The organism is Amycolatopsis cynarae (assembly GCF_026802195.1).
Taxonomy (GTDB): Bacteria; Actinomycetota; Actinomycetes; order Mycobacteriales; family Pseudonocardiaceae; genus Amycolatopsis_E; species Amycolatopsis_E rhizosphaerae.
The window spans coordinates 2,527,274-2,546,927 of sequence record NZ_CP113836.1 but is presented as its reverse complement, the minus strand read 5'-3'; the positions used below and the strand labels follow the sequence as shown (position 1 = coordinate 2,546,927).

The 19,654-nt window shown below is 70.7% G+C and carries 19 protein-coding genes; 10 read left to right on the top strand and 9 right to left on the bottom strand.

Translation table 11 applies throughout. The features are described from left to right. The first annotated feature begins 3 nt into the window (after nucleotides 1-3). Nucleotides 4-1,956 (top strand): right-handed parallel beta-helix repeat-containing protein, encoded by a 1,953-nt coding sequence (locus ORV05_RS12065; protein WP_268758559.1) that lies wholly within the window; start codon nucleotides 4-6, stop codon nucleotides 1,954-1,956. An 84-nt stretch (nucleotides 1,957-2,040) separates the two neighbouring features. On the opposite strand, the gene ORV05_RS12060 is transcribed toward ORV05_RS12065, so the two are convergent. The 3 genes from ORV05_RS12060 to ORV05_RS12050 all read right to left on the bottom strand — a co-directional run bounded on the left by ORV05_RS12060 (nucleotide 2,041) and on the right by ORV05_RS12050 (nucleotide 5,119). Continuing rightward, nucleotides 2,041-3,234 (bottom strand): aminotransferase-like domain-containing protein, encoded by a 1,194-nt coding sequence (locus ORV05_RS12060; RefSeq protein ID WP_268758558.1) that lies wholly within the window; start codon nucleotides 3,232-3,234, stop codon nucleotides 2,041-2,043. Nucleotides 3,235-3,484: 250 nt separating this feature from the next. Further along, nucleotides 3,485-4,669 (bottom strand): globin domain-containing protein, encoded by a 1,185-nt coding sequence (locus ORV05_RS12055; protein ID WP_268758557.1) that lies wholly within the window; start codon nucleotides 4,667-4,669, stop codon nucleotides 3,485-3,487. 18 nt (nucleotides 4,670-4,687) lie between these two features. Beyond that, entirely contained in the window at nucleotides 4,688-5,119 is a 432-nt protein-coding gene (locus tag ORV05_RS12050; RefSeq protein ID WP_144588526.1) for an RrF2 family transcriptional regulator, read from the bottom strand. A gap of 368 nt (nucleotides 5,120-5,487) precedes the next feature. Here ORV05_RS12050 and ORV05_RS12045 point away from each other — a divergent pair, with 368 nt between their 5' ends. The 6 genes from ORV05_RS12045 (at nucleotide 5,488) to ORV05_RS12020 (ending at nucleotide 10,002) form a co-directional block, all read left to right on the top strand. Next, on the top strand, nucleotides 5,488-6,084 hold the full coding sequence (locus ORV05_RS12045) for a sulfite oxidase-like oxidoreductase (RefSeq protein WP_268758556.1): 597 nt from the start codon (nucleotides 5,488-5,490) through the stop codon (nucleotides 6,082-6,084). Then, on the top strand, nucleotides 6,054-6,809 hold the full coding sequence (locus ORV05_RS12040; RefSeq protein ID WP_268758555.1) for a ferredoxin reductase: 756 nt from the start codon (nucleotides 6,054-6,056) through the stop codon (nucleotides 6,807-6,809). Before ORV05_RS12045 ends, ORV05_RS12040 begins: the two co-directional genes overlap by 31 nt. Before the next feature lies 1 nt (nucleotide 6,810). Next, nucleotides 6,811-7,086 (top strand): DUF6510 family protein, encoded by a 276-nt coding sequence (locus ORV05_RS12035; protein ID WP_268758554.1) that lies wholly within the window; start codon nucleotides 6,811-6,813, stop codon nucleotides 7,084-7,086. A 56-nt stretch (nucleotides 7,087-7,142) separates the two neighbouring features. Continuing rightward, nucleotides 7,143-8,627: a dihydrolipoyl dehydrogenase family protein gene (locus ORV05_RS12030; protein ID WP_268758553.1), complete on the top strand. Its 1,485-nt coding sequence runs from the start codon at nucleotides 7,143-7,145 to the stop codon at nucleotides 8,625-8,627. Between the two features lie 72 nt (nucleotides 8,628-8,699). After that, the gene (locus ORV05_RS12025; protein ID WP_268758552.1) at nucleotides 8,700-9,569 is read left to right on the top strand and encodes an alpha/beta fold hydrolase; all 870 of its coding nucleotides are present in this window, start codon (nucleotides 8,700-8,702) and stop codon (nucleotides 9,567-9,569) included. A 7-nt stretch (nucleotides 9,570-9,576) separates the two neighbouring features. After that, nucleotides 9,577-10,002 carry a helix-turn-helix domain-containing protein gene (locus ORV05_RS12020; protein WP_268758551.1) on the top strand — a complete coding sequence of 142 codons (426 nt, stop codon included), beginning with the start codon at nucleotides 9,577-9,579 and terminating at the stop codon, nucleotides 10,000-10,002. 30 nt (nucleotides 10,003-10,032) lie between these two features. On the opposite strand, the gene ORV05_RS12015 is transcribed toward ORV05_RS12020, so the two are convergent. Continuing rightward, on the bottom strand, nucleotides 10,033-10,668 hold the full coding sequence (locus tag ORV05_RS12015; protein ID WP_268758550.1) for a TetR/AcrR family transcriptional regulator: 636 nt from the start codon (nucleotides 10,666-10,668) through the stop codon (nucleotides 10,033-10,035). Nucleotides 10,669-10,764: 96 nt separating this feature from the next. On the opposite strand from ORV05_RS12015, the gene ORV05_RS12010 reads away from it, so the two are divergent. After that, complete coding sequence (locus ORV05_RS12010; RefSeq protein WP_268758549.1) at nucleotides 10,765-11,955, top strand: MFS transporter; 1,191 nt, start codon at nucleotides 10,765-10,767, stop codon at nucleotides 11,953-11,955. Nucleotides 11,956-12,073: 118 nt separating this feature from the next. On the opposite strand, the gene ORV05_RS12005 is transcribed toward ORV05_RS12010, so the two are convergent. The 4 genes from ORV05_RS12005 to ORV05_RS11990 are packed head-to-tail and all read right to left on the bottom strand — an operon-like array spanning nucleotide 12,074 to nucleotide 15,994. Then, nucleotides 12,074-12,838, bottom strand: coding sequence for a maleylpyruvate isomerase family mycothiol-dependent enzyme (locus ORV05_RS12005; protein WP_268758548.1), 765 nt, complete (start codon nucleotides 12,836-12,838; stop codon nucleotides 12,074-12,076). Nucleotides 12,839-12,840: 2 nt separating this feature from the next. Next, complete coding sequence (locus ORV05_RS12000) at nucleotides 12,841-13,665, bottom strand: fumarylacetoacetate hydrolase family protein (protein ID WP_268758547.1); 825 nt, start codon at nucleotides 13,663-13,665, stop codon at nucleotides 12,841-12,843. Next, nucleotides 13,662-14,777 carry a cupin domain-containing protein gene (locus ORV05_RS11995; protein ID WP_407652745.1) on the bottom strand — a complete coding sequence of 372 codons (1,116 nt, stop codon included), beginning with the start codon at nucleotides 14,775-14,777 and terminating at the stop codon, nucleotides 13,662-13,664. Before ORV05_RS11995 ends, ORV05_RS12000 begins: the two co-directional genes overlap by 4 nt. 14 nt (nucleotides 14,778-14,791) lie before the next feature. Continuing rightward, nucleotides 14,792-15,994, bottom strand: coding sequence for an FAD-dependent monooxygenase (locus ORV05_RS11990; protein WP_268758546.1), 1,203 nt, complete (start codon nucleotides 15,992-15,994; stop codon nucleotides 14,792-14,794). A gap of 89 nt (nucleotides 15,995-16,083) precedes the next feature. Here ORV05_RS11990 and ORV05_RS11985 point away from each other — a divergent pair, with 89 nt between their 5' ends. Further along, complete coding sequence (locus ORV05_RS11985) at nucleotides 16,084-16,857, top strand: IclR family transcriptional regulator (RefSeq protein WP_268758545.1); 774 nt, start codon at nucleotides 16,084-16,086, stop codon at nucleotides 16,855-16,857. Between the two features lie 281 nt (nucleotides 16,858-17,138). Here the strand turns inward: ORV05_RS11985 and ORV05_RS11980 are convergent, their stop codons facing one another. Continuing rightward, the gene (locus ORV05_RS11980) at nucleotides 17,139-17,765 is read right to left on the bottom strand and encodes a TetR/AcrR family transcriptional regulator (protein WP_268758544.1); all 627 of its coding nucleotides are present in this window, start codon (nucleotides 17,763-17,765) and stop codon (nucleotides 17,139-17,141) included. Nucleotides 17,766-17,998: 233 nt separating this feature from the next. On the opposite strand from ORV05_RS11980, the gene ORV05_RS11975 reads away from it, so the two are divergent. Next, nucleotides 17,999-19,636, top strand: coding sequence for an MFS transporter (locus ORV05_RS11975; protein WP_268758543.1), 1,638 nt, complete (start codon nucleotides 17,999-18,001; stop codon nucleotides 19,634-19,636). The last annotated feature ends 18 nt before the right edge of the window (nucleotides 19,637-19,654 follow it).

Genomic DNA, 19,654 nt, shown 5'->3' with positions numbered 1-19,654 from the left:
AACATGCTTCGCCGCAAACGGTTGACGCTTGTCCTGACCGCCGCCCTCGTCGTGGTCGCCGGTGTGCTCGCGATCGTCCTGTGGCCCGCCGGTGGCCCCTCCGCCGGACGGCAGCAGCACCCGTGGGCCCTCCCCCAGGCCCCGCCGCTGATCCCGGTGAGCCTGCCGGTTCCCGACACCCGGGCGGCCAACCGGCGCGCACCGATCCCCGGTCTGCCGGACTGGTCCAAGGCCGGTTACCGGCAGGGTGCCGGACTGCCGACCGACGCCGACTTCAACCCCGACCCCCGCTGCCGCCTCACTCCCGCGGTGACGCCCGGCGACGGCCGCGACGACACCGAGGCGCTGCAGGCGGCCATCGACCGGATCAAGCGGGACTGCTCGCCGACGGCCTCCTACACCCGGCTGTCGCTGATCACGCTGCCCGCGGGGGTCCTCGATGTGACCAGGCAGATCAGCGTCGACGCGAACTACCTGGTGATCCGCGGCCAGGGCGCCGATCCGGCGACCGGCACCCGGTTCGTCTTCCACCCCGACGACAACACCCGCTACGACGTGCTCACCAAGGACGGCAGCACGTGGGACCAGGACGGCATGGACTCCGGCGACGGCAACGGCGGCTGGCTCTGGCCGGGCCGCGGCCTGTTCCGGGTGCAGTCCCGGCAGGTCGATCCCAGCTACCGCAAGGACTACGCCTCGGCACCGGCCAACCGGAAGGATCTCTTCGAGGGCACCGTCAACGCCCACTGGAAGGCCGGGGTGAAACTGCGCGGGAAGCCCGGGGATCCCGGGTTCGCCGCGCGCACCGGTGACACCGTGGTCCCCCTGGCCGAGGGCGCGAGCCTGGAGCATTTCGCCCCCGGCGGGTACGTCAACATCCGGGCCGCGAACTCGATGGCGTTCTACCAGCAGCAGCAGGCCCTGCCCACCGACCAGGAACTGCAGAACCAGCACATGCGCCAGCAGATCTTCACCATCGCCGCGGTGAACCCGGCCGAGCACACCATCACCCTCGACAAGCCGCTGGAGTTCGACGTGCCGGTCAACTCCGTTTCGGACGGTTCGGCGAAGATCGCGGGCAAGGTCTACGACTCGAAGGCCGCCCCGCTGGTCGATCCCGTCGTGGGTGTCGGGCTGGAGAACTTCCACATCAGCCAGGACGTCGCGGATGCCGACCCGGCACGGACCACGCACAACTACGGCAACACCGCGCCCGCGGACGCGCTGAACGGCATCGTGCTGAAATGGACGGTCAACTCCTGGGTACGCGGCATCGGCACCTATCTGACCGGTTCGCACCCCATCGTGACCGAGGAGGCCAAGAACATCGAAATCGTCGGCAACAACCTCAACGGCGCGTGGAACAAGGGCAAGGGCGGAAACGGCTACTTCCGCGGCTCCCGGGTGTGGGATTCACTGTACGCCGGAAACGTGACCCGCAATCTGAGGCACTTCACCTTCCAGTGGTCCTCTTCGGACAACGTGGTGATCGGCAACGACTTCGACAACGACCTCAACCTGCACGGCGGCTGGGAACGACGGAACCTGTTCGAACGCAACACCGTGCGCGTGCCCTACGAGCACCGGCCGGGAAACTGCACCACGAACTGCGGTGACGAGGGCGGCTCCGCGCCGGACGACTCCGCCTGGTTCCCGATCTGGTGGGGCGCCGGGGCCAAGGCGGTGAAGTGGTCCGGTGCCACCGGCCCGCAGAACGTGTTCTTCGGCAACACCATGAGCAAGCAGCTCGTCCCGGGTGGCCCCGGTGTCGCCTTCTATCCCGACCCGCACCGGATCTATCAGTTCGGCTGGGACGGTGGGGCCTACCGTCCGCTGAGCGAGAACGGGACTCCGATCAGGGACTGGGCCGGGCACGAACAGGACGACTTCACCCACGGCGACGGGGTGGACGCCTCGCGCACCGACCCCGCCGATTCCCTCTTCCTCAAGAGCTGAAGGAAGTAGCATCTGTTCGGGAAGTGGTTCGCATGCCGGTGCTAGTGGCGACGCAAGTGACCACAGTGGACAGCTGGCGCCGGTTCAGCCCACTGGCGCCGGTGTGGAGGCCGCGGCGAGGCGACGCAACCCCTCCGCGATCTCGTCCGGGGTGTGGGTGACGAACGACAGCCGCAGCGTCCCCGGGTCCGGCCGCCCGGCGTGGAACGGAGCGCCGGGGACGAACGCGACGGACTGCGCCGTCGCCCGCTCGAACAGCTCCCCGGCGTCACCGGGGACCCGGGCCCAGAGGAACATGCCCCCTTCGGGGCGGTTCCAGCGCGAGCCCTCGGGCAGCGCGCCGGGCAGTCCGGCGAGCATCGCGTCCCGCCGCTCACGGTAGACCTCGCGGACCCGGCCGATGTGCGCGTCCAGGTCGTTGTCGGCGAGGTACCGGGCGGCGGCGAGCTGCACGATGGTGGGGGTGTGCAGATCGGTGGCCTGCTTGGCGATCACGCAGGCCCGCCGCAGCGCCGCGGGCGCGCGCAGCCAGCCCAGCCGCATCCCCGGCGACATCACCTTGGAGAAACTGCCGACCAGCACCACGCGGTCGGCCGCGTCCTCGTGGGTGGAGATCCAGGGCACCCGCTCCCCCTCGTACCGCAGTTCGCCGTACGGGTCGTCCTCCACGATCCAAAGTCCGTGCCGGGCGGCCACCGCGGCCAGTTCGGCGCGGCGACCGGCCGGGATGGTCCGGCCGGTCGGGTTCTGGAAGGTCGGGACCGTGTACAGCAGCTTCGGCCGTTCCCGGATCACGAGCCCGGCCAGAGCCTCCGGGTCCGGGCCGTCGTCGTCGCACGGGACCGGCACCACGCGCGCGCCGACGAGCCGGAACGCCTGGAGCGCCGCCAGGTAGGACGGGTCCTCGACGAGCACGGTATCGCCGGGTTCGAGCAGCGCCGTGGCCAGCAGGGACAGCGCCTGCTGCGAACCGGTGGTGATCAGCAGCCCGTCCGGCTCCGTCGGCAGGCCGCGCGCGGAGAGCCTGCCCGCGATGGCGGCCCTCAGCCCCGGATCGCCCTCGGTCGTCGAGTACTGCAGCGCCACCCGCCCCTGCTCGGCCAGGACGGCCTCGTACGCCCGCGCCACTCCCGCCACGTCGAACGACTCGGGTGCGGGCAGCCCGCCCGCGAACGAGATCACCCCTGGCCTGGCCGTAACCGCCAGGATTTCGCGGACGGCCGAGCCGCCGGCCGCGGCGGTACGCGAGGACAGGGCAGGGGGAGGCACGGAAGTCACGACGGCATCCTTCGATCGCGTGGGAAACGTTCGAGGCGCGGACCGAGTGGGTGCGCTGGGTGGGGGGCCGGTCGCCGGGGTCGAGCGAGCGTGGCGGGCCAGAGCCGAGTGAGGCCGGGGCGTTCGAAGTCTAGACCATGCCGCGCGAGTCCCACCTTCCGCCGCACCGGTCCCACTCTCCGCGACCTGCGTTCCACCCTCCGCAGCGCGCGCCGGCCCGCTGAAGGCGCACCTTCAGCGGGCCGGATCGTCACGCGTCGAGCATGCCCGGACCGAACACCTCGGTGCGGATCCGCTCCGCGGGCACCCCGCGGGCGACCAGGCCCGTGCGCATCGCGGCCATGAACGGGAGCGGGCCGCACAGGTACACCAAGGCGTTGTCCGGCAACGGAAGCGCGTCGACATCCACCAAACCGGCACGGGCACCGGGCGTCGGATCCGCTTCGTACCACACCATCTGCCGGAACGAGCGGAGCTGGGCACCGGCGTGGTCGATGTCGGAACGCAGCGCGTGCCTCGAGGGCGACCGGTCGGCGTGCACCGCGACCACCTCGCGGAACGGCTGGGTGTGCGCGATGTGGTCGAGCATCGCGGCCATCGGGGTGATGCCGATCCCGGCGCTCACCAGCAGCACCGGATCCTCCCCGGCGTCCAGCACGAGGTCGCCCGCGGGCGGCCCGACGAGCACCACGTCGTCCGCCTGCACGTGGTCGTACAGGTAGTTCGACACCTCGCCCGCCGGTGCTGCGCCGTCGCCGGGAACGCGGCGTACGGTGATCCTCAGCGAACCACGGCCCGGCCCCTGGGAGAGCGAGTACTGCCGCGGCTGCCTGCGGCCGTCCGGCAGCGTCACCGCGACCGAAACATACTGTCCGGGAAGGAAATCCGGGACCACTCCGCCGTCGTGGGGAACCAGGGTGAACGAGGCCGTGTCCTCGGTCTCGTCACTGCGCTTGGCGACACGCCACTGCCGCCACGGATGTGCGGGTTCGACCTCGGCTTCGCGGTACAACCGGGCTTCCGCCGCGATCAACTGGCAGGCACACAGCCAGTACACCTCGTCCCAAGCCGCCAGCACCTCGTCGGTGACCGCCTCGCCCAGCACCTTGACCACGGCGGCCAGCAGGTGGCGGCCGACGATCGGGTACTGCTCCGCGGTCACCCCCAGGGACACGTGCTTGTGCGCGATGCGCTCGGCGATCGGCCCGAACGGCGCCTGCCGCTGCCCAACGAGGTGTTCGGCGAACGCCACCACGGCCGCGGCCAGTGCCTGCTTCTGCGCGCCGTTGGCCTGGTTGCCCCGGTTGAACAGGTCGAGCAGTTCGGGATGCGCCTCGAACATGGCGGAGTAGAACTCGGCGGTGATCTCGACCGCGTGCGCGTTCACCGCGGGAAGCGTCGCACGGACTATCTCGGCGGAAGATTCCGACAGCATGGTGTGTCCTCTCTGTTTTCACGGCCGTTTCAGGCCGAGCGTGAGCGGCACCGGACCACCCGGCGGCCGCACCAGATCCGCGAGCCGCACTTCGTCGAGCGAAGCGAGAAACGCCGAGTGCGCCCGGTGAAGCGCACCCCGCAACCGGCAGGCGCCGCGCAGCGGGCAGGGCGGGTCGTCGCAGTCGACCACCTCCTGCTCGCCTTCCAACGCGCGAACCACGGCGCCGACGGTCGTTTCGACCGCCCCTTCCGCGAGGTCCACGCCACCGGCACGGCCTCGCGTGGTGCTGAGCAGTCCCAGTCGCTGCAACCGCTGCACCACCTTCGCCATGTGGTTGCGTGGCACGGAAAGCGCCTCGGCCAGCTCGTCGACCGTCTGCCGCTCCTGATGCGCGGCGGTCAGCATGAGCACCCGCAAGGCGATGTCGGTGGCCCGGTTCAACTGCACGCCTCGAAGCTAACAAAAGAGGACTCCGTGATACCTGTTTAGTGAGCCAACACTCGAAACCCTTCCCCTGCTTGAACACTCATCCAGTGAATACCCGCCCAGTGTCCTCAAAGGACAATATGGCCGCCCTCACAGAACTTCTCAGCCTTGCGGTGCGGCGCCACCCGGAAGCCCGGCAGTTCAGCGCCCCAGCGCGTGGAGGTAGAGGCGCGGGGAGACGGGCATCGGTCGTTCGACTGGTTGTGGTGGCGGAGGCTGGCCCGAAGGCCCCGTCGTCGGGCAAGGTGGGGCGACCGCTCGTCCCGGCGGGTTCACCGGGGTACGTTCACACCAGGCAGGCAGCCGCCGTGCCGGGAGAGGAGTAGCGGGTGCCGATCGTGTCGCCCGGATTCCACGGCCGTCCGAGACCGGCCGTGGAGCTACCGCCGGGGCAGTACCTGACCGAAGACTTCCCCGTGCTGTCCGCGGGGCCCACCCCCCGGGTGCCGCTGGACACGTGGGAGTTCACCATCACCACCGAGGCCGGGCGCGTGCACCGGTGGTCGTGGCGCGAAATGCTGAATCTGCCTGCCGAATCGGTGACGGCGGACATACACTGCGTGACCCGGTGGTCCAAGCTGGGCACGCGCTGGCGGGGAGTCTCCCTGGACACGCTGATGTCCGGCGTCGACACGGCGGCCGACTTCGCGATGGTCCACTCCCACGGCGGCTACACCACGAATCTCCCGCTCGAAGACCTCCTCGACGGCCAGGCCTGGCTGGCCTACCGCTACGACGGCGAGGACCTGCCCGCCGAGCACGGCGGCCCGGCCCGCCTGCTCGTGCCGCACTTGTACTTCTGGAAGTCGGCGAAATGGGTGAGCGGTATCGAACTGCTCCTCGACGACGAGCCCGGTTTCTGGGAGACACTCGGCTACCACGACTACGGAGACCCATGGCGCGAGCAGCGGTACCAGGGCGACTGAGCGGCGGCCCGGTCTGGCGGGTGGCCACGCTCGCCGAGACGATCGACGAGGCCCCCGGCGCGCGCACGCTGGTGTTCGACGTGCCCGGCTGGCCCGGGCATCTCGCCGGGCAGCACGTGGACGTGCGGCTGACCGCCGAAGACGGCTACCAGGCGCAGCGCAGCTATTCGCTGGCCGCGCCCGCCGACGGCGACCGGGTCGTGCTCACGGTGCAGAAGGTGCCGGACGGCGAGGTGTCCCCGTACCTGACCGAAGGGCTCTCCCCCGGCGACCCGGTGGAGCTCAGGGGCCCGGTGGGCGGCTGGTTCGTCTGGCGGACCTCGGACCCCTCACCGGTGCTGCTGATCGGGGCCGGGTCGGGCATCGTCCCCCTGATGGCGATGCTGCGGGCCCGGCGGACGGCGGGCAGCCGCGTGCCGTTCCGGGTGATCTACTCCGTGCGCGGGCCCGAACAGCGCTACTACGTCGACGAACTGGCCCGGCCGGAACCGGGGGTGGACGTCGGCTACGTCTACACGCGGCGGACCCCGGAGGGCTGGCCGCGGCCGCCGCGGCGGATCGGTGTCGCGGACGTGAACACGGGCGGCTGGCCCGCGGACTTCGCCCCCGCCTGTTTCGTCTGCGGACCGACCGGGTTCGTGGAGACGGTGGCGGACATCCTGGCGGCACTGGACCACGATCCCCACCGGATCAAGACCGAGCGGTTCGGACCCAGCGGAGGCTGACATGGCTGACCATCCCGAGGCGATTCTCGACGGCAACGCGCTGGCCGGGCCGCTGGCGGAGATCTTCGCGGTCGACGTCACCACCGCGGTCACCCGGTGCGCCTCCTGCGGCAGAACCGGCCCGGTGGCCGGACTGCGCGTGTACGGCCACGCACCGGGTCTGGTCGCGCGGTGCCCCGGCTGCGAGTCGGTGGTGCTCCGGTTCAACCGCGGCCCGGACGCGGCGTGGCTCGACCTCCGCGGCGGCGTGTCGCTCCGGATCGACCTGCCGGGCTGACAACGGCAGTCGTTCGACGGATCCCCCGCCGGCCCGGTTTCCGGCAGGATCGCGGCATGAGTGAAACAGCGGCAGTGGATCCGGATCGGGACGAGTGGGACGTGATCGTGCTCGGCGGCGCCGCCGCGGGCGAGAACGCGGCCCTGTACGCGACGCAGTTCTCGGGTCTGGACGCGGTGCTGGTCGAGGCCGGCCTGCTGGGCGGGGAGTGTTCGTACTGGGCCTGTATGCCCAGCAAGGGGCTGCTGCGGCCGGTCGAGGTGGCCGCCTCCGCGCGGGATCTGCCCGGTGTCTCGGCCCGGATGGACGTCGCCGCCGTGCTGGCCCGCCGGGACACGATCGTCAACCATCTCGACGACGCATCGCAGATCAAGTGGGCACTGGGCGCCGGTATCGACGTGGTCCGGGGCTACGGCAGGCTGACCGGGCCCCGCGCGGTGACCGTGACGCGGCCCGACGGTTCGGTCAGGCGGCTGACGGCGCGGGAGGCGGTCGTCGTCGACACCGGCTCGGCGCCCGCCGTCCCGCCCGTGCCCGGGCTGGCCGAGGCCCTGCCGTGGACCTCGCAGGACGTCACGAACCTGCACGAGGTGCCCGCCAGGGTGGTGATCCTCGGCGGCGGTGTGGTCGCCTGCGAGGCGGCGACCTGGCTGCGGGGGCTGGGCGTGGCCGAACTGACGCTGGTGTACCGGGGCGAGGGACTGCTGCCAGGTCAGGAGCCGTTCGCCGGCGAGTTGGTGGCGGAGCGGTTGCGGCGGGACGGGGTGCGCCTGTGCCCGGGCCGGACCATCGCGCGGGTGGACCGCGAAAACCCCCGTGACACCGGCAAGGGATGGACGCACGGGGGCGAGGTCACGGTCCGGCTGGACGACGGAACGGTGGTCGCGGCGGACGAGATCGTGGTGGCCGCGGGACGGGTGCCCAACACCGGTGATCTCGGCCTGGACAGCGTCGGCGTGCCCGGCGGCGGGTTCCTGGAGGTCGACGAGTTCCAGGCCGTACGCGGTGTCGACGGCGAGTGGCTGTACGCGATCGGGGACGTCTGCGGGCGGGCGCTGCTCACCCACATGGGCAAGTACCAGGCGCGGGTGGCCGGGGAGGCGATCGCGGCGCGGGCCAGGGGGCGGAAGCCGGAGGTGTCGGCGGAGCCCGGGCACCGGGCGGTGCCCCAGGTGACCTTCACCGATCCGGAGGTCGGCTCGGCCGGTTTGACCGAGCGCAGGGCGCGGGCGGCCGGGATCGAGGTGGAGACCGTCGAATACGACCTGGCCGGTCTCGCGGGCACGTACGTGTTGCGTGAGGACTACCGGGGCCGGGCGAAACTGGTCCTCGACAAGGAAAGCGACACGATCGTCGGGGCGACCTTCGTCGGCGCGGGGATCGCCGAACTCGTGCACTCGGCGACGGTGGCCATCGTGGGCCGGATCCCGGTCGCGGCGCTGTGGCATGCCGTGCCCAGCTACCCGACCGTGAGCGAGGCGTGGCTGCGGCTGCTCGAAACCCTCAACACCGCACGGCACCAGCGGAACCAGGGGGCATAACACCAACTAACGCACTCAACCTTCCCTTAACTCCGTTTGTCAGGGAATGATAGGGAGTGTTACGGTAGTTTCATGACTGAAAAGGTCTCGATCTACCGAACCGAAGCCGGAGCCCGGGCGGTCCGCGAGTACTACCTGGCCGCGCTGGCAGGCTGGCCTGTGGAGCACGAGGAACTCCGGATACCGACCCCGGAGGGCGAAACCTTCGTCCTCGCCGCCGGGGACGCGGCCGCGCCCCCACTGGTGCTGCTGCACGGTTCCGGCAGCAACTCGATGGTCTGGATGGGCCGGATCCCCGAGCTCGCGCGAGAGTTCCGGGTCTACGCCGTCGACATGATCGGTGAGCCGGGGCTCAGCGCCGCGTCCCGGCCACCGCTGGACTCCGGCCGGTACGCGGCGTGGCTGGATGCCGTGCTGGACTTCCTCGGCGTGGAGCGCGCCGGATTCATGGGCATCTCCCTCGGGGGCTGGCTGGCCCTGGACTACACCATCCGGCGCCCGGAGCGCGTGGCACGGCTGGCACTGTCCTGCCCGGGGGGCATCGGACGGCAGAAGCTGAGCGTCGTGTTCAGGGCGCTGCTGCTGAGCGCGCTCGGCGAGTGGGGACGGCGCCGCAGCGCCTCCGGGACACTCGGCCCCGCACTGTCCACAATGGACTGTGAGGTGGCGGAGCAGGCGATGGAATGGGTAATGCTGGTGTCGCGGCACTACCGGTACCGCCGGGATCCACTGCCCGTCTTCGGCGACGACGCGTTGCGGAAGCTGGCCGTGCCGGTTCAGGTCATCGTCGGACAGCAGGACGTCCTGTTCGATTCCGCCGAGACGAAGCGACGACTCGAAACGGCCGTGCCGCACGCGATCGTACGACTGCTCCCCGGGGTCGGGCATTTCGTCCCGGCCCAGCCGGACGAACTCGAATTCCTGACCAGCCAACCGAAGTGAGCGCGAAGTGTCCCAGCAGTACTACTCCGTGGAGCAGGTCGCCGAACTGCTCGACCTGCACGTGCGAACCGTGCGCGGCTACGTGCGGGACGGGAAGCTGAAGGCGACCCGGATCGGCAAGCAGTACCGGATCCGGCGTGAGGACCTCGAAGCGTTCACCGGCACCGAGGCGCCCGCCCCGGTGCGGCGGACCCGGCACGCGGAGGCCTCGGTCATCGTGCAGATCGACGCGATCAGCCGCGAGACCACCGACCGGCTGAGCACCCTGCTGATGGCGGCGACGGCGCACCACCGCCAGGACGGGGAGAACCTGCGCATCCAAACGGCGTACGACGAAGAGCGGGCGAGTCTGAAGGTGATCATCCTCGGCGGGCTTGAAAACAGCGCGGAACTGCTCCAGACGATCAGCTCCCTGGTCGAGGACGGCGGGTAGCCCCTGTTTCCCGTCACGCTCGCGGCGCGATCATCCGCCTGCGCGGTCCGCTGAGCCGTCCTGGCCGGGGGCTGGACCGAGTGCGCGGATCGCGAAGTCGATGGTGCTGACCAACCCCGCGGGATCGTGGCAGGCACGTTCGCGTACACGCAGCCCCAGGACGGTGGTGAACAGCAGTTCCACGGCCGCGCCGACGTCAAGATCGGCGGAAAGTTCGCCGTTTCGGCAGCCGCGGTGCAGCACGGCGGCGATGGCCTGGCGGGTGACCTCGAACGCGGCCTCCGTTCGCCGCCGCACCTCTGGGTCCGCGGCGCCGAGTTCGGTCGTCGTGTTGACCACGAAGCAGCCCAGGCTGGTGTGCTCGCCGCCGTCGCCGCCGTTGTCGCCGCTGACCAGCCACAGCAACCACGCTCGCAGTATGTCCCGACAGGGGCCGGTGCCGCTCAGGCGAGCCTCGGCTTCGGCGGAGTCGGTCGCGCGGTAGTGGTCGAGCGCGCGAAGGAACAGCGTGTGCTTGTCGCCGAAGGTGCGATAGAGGCTGCTGGGGGTGAGCGCGAGCGCGCTGCCAAGGTCACGGACCGAGGTGGCGTGATAGCCGAAGTGCCGGAACAGATCCGTCGCCCGGGCCACCACCTCCTGCTCGTCGAACTCGCGTGGTCGTGGCATGCCCCACAGCCTACCAAGATTGTGGAGCGATCGCTCCCGTACTAGGGTCGCCCGACATATGGGAGCGATCGTTCCCATATTGGAAGGAGATCAACGATGGCGACGACAGACCCGCCAACCAAGACGCGGACGTGCCAAACAGACCGATGGCCCGCGGTCTTCGTGGTGGCATTCGGGACATTTCTGTTGGTGACCGCCGAACAACTGCCGGTCGGGCTGTTGACCCGCGTCGGAGCGGCATTGTCGGTCTCGGCGGGCACAACCGGCTTGATGGTGACCGTGACCAGCATCGTTGCCGGGCTGGCGGCTCCGGTGCTCCCCGTCCTGGTGGACAGGATGGACCGGCGGTGGTTGCTCGTCGGGCTGATGGGTTTGATGACCCTGGCCAACGTGGTCTCCGGCCTCGCGCCGAACTTCGGCGTGCTCATGGCGTCTCGCGCCCTTGTCGGGGTGGCGATCGGTGGGTTCTGGGCCGTGGCCGGCGGCCTGGCTGTCCGGCTGGTGGCCGCCGACCGGGTGCCGAGGGCCACCGCAGTCATTTTCGGCGGCGTCGGGGCCGCGAACGTGTTCGGCGTGCCGATCGGCACGCTTCTCGGTGATCTCGCCGGATGGCGCGTCGCGTTCGCGACACTCAGCGGTCTCGCGCTGGTCGTGCTGATCACCTTGCTCGGCATGCTGCCACCGTTGACCGCGTCTGAGCCGGTCGAGCCCCGGCACCTGATCGACCAGTTCCGCAACCGAGGTGTGCGCGTCGGTATCCTCGCGACCTTCCTCATCGTGACCGGTCACTTCGCCGCTTACACGTTCGTGAGTCCGGTACTCCACAATCTGTCCGGCATCGATGACAAGCTTGTCGGGCCACTGCTGTTCGGGTTCGGCCTGGCCGGCATGGCAGGCAACTTCCTTGCCGGCGCGGCAGTCGCGCGCAAACTCCACCGAACGGCGCTCGTCATCGTCGGCGCCTTGGCGACGGTGCTGCTGCTGTTCCCTCTGGCGGGCCTGTCGGCGGTGGGCGGTATCACGCTGCTGATCGCCTGGGGCCTCGCGTACGGCGGAGTGTCCGTGAGCCTGCAGACGTGGATGATCAAAGCCGCACCGCAGGCCGTCGAATCCGCCTCAGCCCTGTGGGTGTCCGTGTTCAACCTGGCAATCGGCCTTGGTGCACTGGCAGGCGGCGTGATCGTCGACGCCCTCAGCCTCGACGGCGTGTTATTGCTCGGCGGAGCGTGTTTTCTCGTGGCTGGACTCGCGGTGTGGACGGTCCGTCCGCGCCATCGGAGTCAGTGACCCCCCTGTGGTGACAGTTTCGCCGTGGGCGGGGGCTGCGTGGCGGTCCTCGCCTGAGGCCGCCCGCTCTTCCCGGGTGTCGCACTTCCACGGAAAAACGCGGCACCCGGGGCGCGGCTCAGAACCAGCGCGGGATGCCGGGTACGTCACCGCTGTCGGATTCGAGACCGCGCGCGCCGCGGCCGATGAGCCAGCGGACGAGATCGGGCATCGCACCGGACACGGTGGGCCCGCCGTCCTCGCCCAGCACCAGCGGGTCACGGCCCGTGGGCGCGAGGGTGAGGCGCACCTGCTCCTTCCGCCGCTGCCAGGCGCGCAGCACGTCGGCGGCCAGTTCGTCGAGCAGGTCCGGCGGGAAGTCGCGGGTGCTCGCCCCGTTGTCCAGATCGAGCGCGTGCACCCACACCTCCCGCGTGCGCATCCAGGCCGTCTCCCGCGCCGGGACCAGCCTGCCCTGGGCCGTACGGACCTCGGCGTCCCAGGCGGGGCCCGGCAGATCTCGCCACTCCGTGTTCAGGTGCGTTTCCGAGTGGGCGAACAGGTGCCGCAGCGCACGGGCCGGGAGCGACGCCCCCAGCCCGATCTCGGTGTCGCGCTGCTGGGGAGAGGCGTACATCGGCGTCTCCTCCCCCGTCCTGGCCCAGGTGAGCAGCCGGGTGAGCGCCCGCGCGTTGTAGCCCACGTGCGCGATCACGTGCCGACGGGACCAGCCGGGCAGCAGACTGGGCCCGTCCAACCCGGTGTCGGACAGTTCGTTGAGCTTGCGGGCGAAGTAGGCGGTGCCCCGCCGCGCCCAGGCCAGTTCCCTGGCCGGGGCGTCCGGCGAGTCGTACCGGGCGCCGGGGCCCTGCCGCTCCCGCAGCGCCTGCTCCTCCGGGGTCATCCTCACCGCACCCGTTCGTCAACGGCCACGTTGCTCAGCTCACCGATGCCGTCGATGGTCGTGGTGAGCTTGCGCCCCGCCCGCAGGTACCGCGCCGGTTTCCGGGCGTGGCCGACGCCACCGGGCGTCCCCGTGGCGATCACGTCACCCGGCCGGAGCGTGAAGATCGTGGAGAGGTAGGAGATCAGCTCGGCCGGGCCGAACACGAGATCGCCGATCGGGGTGTGCTGCACCTCCTCACCATCCAGCCGCGTGACGAGCTGCGCGTCGCCGGGGACCTCGTCGGGGGTGACCAGCACCGGGCCGAACGGGGTGCTGTTCTCCCAGCTCTTGCCCTGAAACCATTGCGTGGTGCGGTACTGGTGGTCGCGCATGGTCACGTCGTTGAGCACGGAGTACCCGGCGATCGCCGCGGGAGCGTCCTCAATAGACACCCGGCGCACGGTCTTTCCGACCACGACGGCAAGTTCGCCCTCCCAGTCCACCTGGTCCGATTCCGGCGGAAGCAGGATGTCGTCGCGGGGCCCGATCAGCGCTTCCGGGAACTTCGTGAACAGAGTCGGGTATTCGGGCAGCTCGCGACCCATCTCCAGGATGTGGTTGCGGTAGTTGAGCCCCACGCACACGATCTTGCCCGGGGACGGCACCACCGGGGCGAGATCCGCGTCCGGGAAGGAATGCCGGGGGCCCTCCGCCGAGGCGGCCGCCTCCAGACCGCCCGCACGCAGCAGCTCGCCGACGTCGGCGAAACCGGTCTCGATGGCGGAGTCGCCCTCGACCCGGACCGCGGCGGTCCTCCCGTTCAGCCGGATGGTCGCCAGTTTCATCGTCGTTCTCCTTCGAAATGGACGCGGTCGAAGCGCAGGCGCTCCATGATCGGGGCGTCGGAGAAGCGGAACAGGTCGAAACGCTCCTCCGCCCGCAGAGACCAGGAAACCCAGGAGGGCACCACGAACAGGTCGCCCTGGCAAAGCCGGTGCACGGTGCCGTCGAGCACCACCTCGCCCCGGCCTTCGAACACCTGGAAGACACTCGAACCGACTTCCCGGCGCGCCGGGATTTCGGTTCCTTCGCGCAGGCGGTGGAACTCCGCGCGCAGGGTGGGCATGACGTCGCCGCCCGTGGTCGGGTTGACGTAGCGCACCGCGGCGTGCCCCTGCTCGACCGTGGCGGGCTGGCCCTCGTCCTCCAGCAGGAGCTGCTCGGTCAGGGCGGCATCCGTGTGTTCCCAGCGATAGGCCGCGATGGGGGACGACGCGGTGTCGCGCAGGCCGGACAACGGCCGCAGGCCCGGGTGTGCCCACAGCCGTTCGCTGCGCGAGAGGTTCGGGGTCGCGTAGTCGGTGACCCGGTCGGCACCGAATTCGAAGAACCCGGCGTCGGTGTAGTGGGAGAACGGGATGTCCAGCCCGTCCAGCCACGCCATCGGCCGGTCGGTTTCGTTGTGGTGGCCGTGGAAACGCCAGCCGGGCGTGAGCAGGAAGTCGCCGCGGGACATGCGCACCGGGTCGCCGTCGACGACCGTCCACACGCCCTCGCCCTCCAGCACGAACCGGAAGGCGTTCTGCGAATGCCGGTGTTCGGGCGCGGTCTCCTTGGGTCCGAGGTACTGGATCGCGGCCCACAGGGTCGGGCTGGCGTAGGGACGGCCGGGCAGGCCGGGATTGGCCAGCGCGATCGCGCGGCGCTCTCCCCCGCGCCCGACCGGGACCAGCTCACCGGCACGGCGGGCCAGCGGGTAGAGCGTGGACCACCGCCACACGTGCGCCACCGCGGCGGGCCGCGGGGTCATCGGCATCAGATCGCCCAGCTGTGTCCACAGTGGAATGAGGTGTTCACTTTCGAAGTCCTGGTACAGCCGGGAGAGCTCGGGTCCCTCCTCCCCGGCCATCGCGTTGGCCACCGTGGCGTGGTCGAGGGGGACTTCCGGTCCGGTCATGGTCTCTTCCCTTCTCAGACGGCGGCGGGAGCGGGCACGGCGGCACCGGTGCCGTAGAGCCAGTCGACCAGGTGGTAGTCGCGGATGTCGCGGCTGCGGAAGACCTCGTCGCGCAGCAGGGTCGGCACCGGCTCGTCCACGTGCCAGATGTCGCCCCACACCCGGGCCGTCGACTGCACGCGACCGGCGAAGCCGACGCGGAGGTCCTGGTACCCGCCGAGCGCGGAGGCCAGTGCGTCACCACCCCAGGGGGCGCCCCCGAGCGGGGGCAGGGTGGCGGCGAGCGCGGCGCCGTCGAGCAGCGCCTGCCCGGCACCCTGCGCCAGGTACTGCAGCATCGGGTGCGCGGCGTCGCCCAGCAGCGTGATGCGGCCCTTGCTCCAGTTCCGCACCGGCTCCCGGTCGTACATCGGCCACCGGTGGTTGCGCTGGAGCGACGGGATGGCGGTGCGCACCGCCTCGCACATCCCCGAGTAGGTGCGGTCGAGTTCCTCCGGCGTGCCCCAGTCCTGTTTGCCCTCGAGGTATTCCCGGCTGCGGAACACCGCCACCTGGTTGTAGAGCTTCCCGGCCCGGACCGGGTACTGCACCAGGTGCAGGCCCGGCCCCATCCAGACCACCACGTCGTCGAGCGCGGCGCGCGGCCCGGCGTCGGAGATCGGCATCGTGCCGCGGTAGGCGACGTAACCGGAGCAGATCGGCTCGTCGTCCACGATCTCCTTGCGCACCACCGAGTTCAGCCCGTCCGCGCCGATCAGCAGTTGGCCGGTGTACTCGGCGCCGTTCGCGCAGCGCACCACGACGTGGTCGCCCTGGTCCTGCACGCCGGTCACCTGGTGGCCGGTGTGCAGGGTGATGGCCGGTTCGGCCCGCGCGGCGTCGAGCAGTGCCTGCAGCAGATCGCTGCGGTGCAGGACGATGTAGGGGGCGCCGTAGCGCTCCCGCACGTCGGCGAGGTCGAGATGGGTCAGTTCCTCACCACTGGCGGCGTTGAGGAACACCAGCCGCCGCGGCTGGACCGACAGCGGAAGGATCTTTTCGAGCACTCCGGCTTCGTCGAGCATGCGGGTGATGTTGGGGCCGAGCTGCAGGCCAGCGCCCACCTCACCGAACGCGGGTGCGCGCTCCAGCAGCCGAACCGCGACTCCCTGGCGGGCCAGCATCAGCGCGGCACCGAGACCGCCGATACCGCCGCCGGCGATGATCACCTGATCCACCTGGGCCTCCTCCTCGAAGCGATGCTGTGGCTTCCCGGGACGATAGGCCCGCTGTTCCGCCTACGGCAAAGGATGCGTACCATTTTTCTGTGGAGCAGAAAAAGGACCCGTATCGGATCGAGGCCGTGGACCGCGCACTGGTGTTGCTGACCCTGCTGGGCGAGCGGGGCGAGCTGAGCGTGACCGACGCGGGCCGCGAACTGGGCGTCGCCCCGTCCACCGCACACCGCCTGCTGTCCACGCTCTGCCATCGCGGCTTCGCCGTGCAGGCCGAGAACAGGCTGTACCGTCCGGGACCGCAGTGCCTGCGGCTGGCCGGTCCGGGCCGGGAACCCCGGCTGCCCGAGCTGATCCGCCCCTACCTGGAGCGGCTCTTCAGCCAGGTGGGCGAGACGGTGCACCTGATGGTGCGGACCGGGTCCGAAGTGCGCTTCGCGGACGGGATCGAAAGCGGCCAGCCCCTGCGCGTCGGCCTGCGCACGGGCGCACGGATGCCCGCCTACTGCACCTCCGGCGGCAAGGCGATGCTCGCCGACCTCCCCGCCACCGAGGTCGACGCGCTGCACGCGGGCGGGCTCGCGCCGTGGCCGGGCGAGAAGATCAAGGACCTGGCGGGCCTGCACCGCGAACTGCGCGCGGTGCGACGGCACCACTTCGGCCTCAACCAGGACGAAAGCGAGCCCGGCGTGACCGCGATCGGCGCCTCCGTCGGGGTCGTCGCCGGGCAGCACGCGGCGCTCACCATCGCCGTGCCCACCGCGCGCTTCACCCTCGCGGGCACCACCACGGTGGCGGCGATGACCGCGGCGCTGCGCGAGTCGTGCGAAGAGATCCGCCAGGCCTTCGCCATCCCGGCCCCCTGAGCCGCTGTGCCGTGCAGGACCCCCTACGGCGCCGGACTTTTGCCGGGACCCTGACCTGCTTTCCCGTGAGCGGAAGGGACCCGGCAAAGTCCGGTCAGCTCGGGTCCCGCCGGGCGAGTCCCACGCTCGTGCGCCCGTGTCCCACGCTCGGGCCGGGGCCGGATGCCCTGAAGGTCGCCTTCAGGGTCATCAACGCCCTCAAGGCCACCTTGAGGGCACGTCCCTGGCCCCAACACGTGACGGTTCGCTTCCCTGTCGAGCGACTGCCGTGAGGGGTCCCCTCACGGCCTTGGGTCCGCCTCGTCGGTGAGCAGGTTCGCCCAGCTCTCGGCGAGAACCCGCACCAGTTGCTCGCGGTCGACGTTCCAGCGGCCCGGGGTCCAGTTCCGGGCGACGTGGTCGAGCTGGGACATCGCGAGCACCCCCCGGAAATGGCGGGTTTCCGGCTCGAAGCGCCCCGCCTGCGCCAGGCCCTCCTCGATGTCGCTGATGGCTTCCTCCAGCCAGGCGTCCACCAGTCCGCGCAGTTCGGGGTCGAGGGCCGCCGCCTCGAAGGCGGCGTTGAGGTACGGACGGACGGAGTCCCAGCGGCTCGCGGTGGCATGCAGCCATTCGGCGATCTTCTCGCGGCTGCCTTCGCGGACGACGGCGACGAGGGCTCGCGCGGTGGATCCGTGCGTGGGGGACACGATCCGTTCGAGCGCCTCGTTGAGTTCGCCGATCAGCGCGCGCATCAGGTCGCTGCGGGACGGGAAGTACGCGTAGAACGTCACCCTCGTGGTGCCGGCGGCCGCGGCGATGTCGTCCACTGTGGTCGCTGCGTATCCCTTGGCCTCGAACAGTTCCAGCGCCGTCGCAAGCAACCGCCTGCGGGTCATCTCCTTCTGGGCTTCGCGCAGACCTGCCATCGGTCACACGGCCGCAGCGGGCGGGCTCGTCATGCCGCCATCCTAGCGGCGGCGCGCGGGAGATTAACACGTCGATCGTAAAACTTACAGAACGAAAGTTTCCTTGACATGGCGTTAAGCGAATTGCGATATTGCCTGCACCACGGTGGCACTCGCCACGCATCCCCCAGCGCTCGCTGCATCCGGCGGAAACGCCGCTACCCGGTAACCCAACCCCAACCAGGAAGAAAGCAATGACACTCGACAACGGGACAACGCCGTCCAGCCCCGCCGCGGGGGCCGCCCGGGTTCCGGGCTACGCGGGCACGCTGGCTGCCGCCTGCGGCGCGGTGCTCGTGGCGCAGGTCGCCAACGCACTCCCCGCCTCGCTCAACGGCCTGTTCCAGGAAGACCTGCACACCCAGGGGTCCCAGCTGACCTGGATCACCGCCGCCTTCATGATCGCGGTGGTGGTCTTCGAGTTCACCTTCGGCGTCCTCGGCGACCTCTTCGGCCGCCGCAGGCTCGTCGCGATCGGCTCCGCCCTCGTCGTCGTCGGCGGAGCCGTCTGCGCCACCGCTCCCGACGTGCAGATGCTGTGGCTCGGCGCGGGACTCAACGGCCTCGGCGCCGGGGCGATGTTCCCGGGTTCGCTCGCGCTGGTCGCGGCGATCACCCACACCGCGGCCGAGCGCGCCCGTTCGATCGCGGTGTGGGCCGGGTTCCTTTCCGCCGGTGCCGCGATCTCCCCCGTCCTCGGCGGGATCTTCGCCGGTATCGGGTCCTGGCGGGGCTCCTTCTGGGTGCTCGCCGGGCTCGCGCTGGCCAGTGCGATCCTGACGCTCGCCCTGTCCGCGGAATCTTCCGCGCCCGAGGGACGTGGGCTCGACGTGCCCGGCCAGATCACCTTCGCGATCGGCCTCATCCTCATGCTGTTCGCCGCCGTCCAGGGCCCCGAGGACGGGTGGGGCAGCCCGCACATCGTGGGATCGCTGGTGGCCGGTGCGGTCTTCCTCGTCGCCTTCGTGCTGGTCGAACGGCGGGCCGCCTCCCCGATCCTCAACCTGGGCCTGTTCGCCAACCGGGCGTTCACGGTGACCTCGATCGTCGCGGTGATCGGGATGTTCGCCTTCCTCGGCGCCTGCTACGGGATGAGCATGTGGCTCGGCCCGGTGCAGCACCAGGCCCCGCTGCGGGTCGCGGTGCCGTTCCTCTTCCTGCAGGGCCCGGCGTTCGTGCTGATCCCCGTGGTGTCCAGGCTGCTGGGCCGGGTCAGCCCGGTCTGGCTGCTCGGCGCCGGCCTGGTGCTGATGGCGGCGGGCTGCTTCCTGGCCACCGGGCTGGATGTCGCCGACAGCGGCCTCGGCGGCGTCATCGGACCGGCTGCGCTGATCGGGATCGGCTTCGCGCTGACCGTCAGCTCGATGACCGCGGTCTCCCTCAACACGGTGCCGCTGCACCTGGCGGGCATGGCCAGTGCGACCACGAACATGTTGCGGGACCTCGGTTTCGCGCTCGGACCGGTGATCGTCGGCGCGGTGGCGCTGAGCAACGCCGGTGACCGGTTCCGCTCCGCACTGTCCGGCGCCCGGCTGCCCGCCGGGGAGCTGGGCGCGGCGACGGAGATCGGGCGGCAGGCCGGGCCGATCGCGGTGAACAGCCTGCCGCCGGGGACGCCCGGTTCGGCCGCGCACGAACTGGCGATGGCGTCACTCGGCAGCGGCTTCCGGCTGGCGTTCGTGGTGTGCGGGGTGGCCGCACTGGCCGCCGCGGTGCTCACCGTCGCCGGGATGGCCGGGATCCGCGCCACCCAGCCCACCCCCGAGTCACTGACCGACCCACTGCACCCCGGGCTCGACGAAGCACCGGCCATCCCGCTCCCGCAGGAGTAGCGCGTTTCGGCGGTTCCC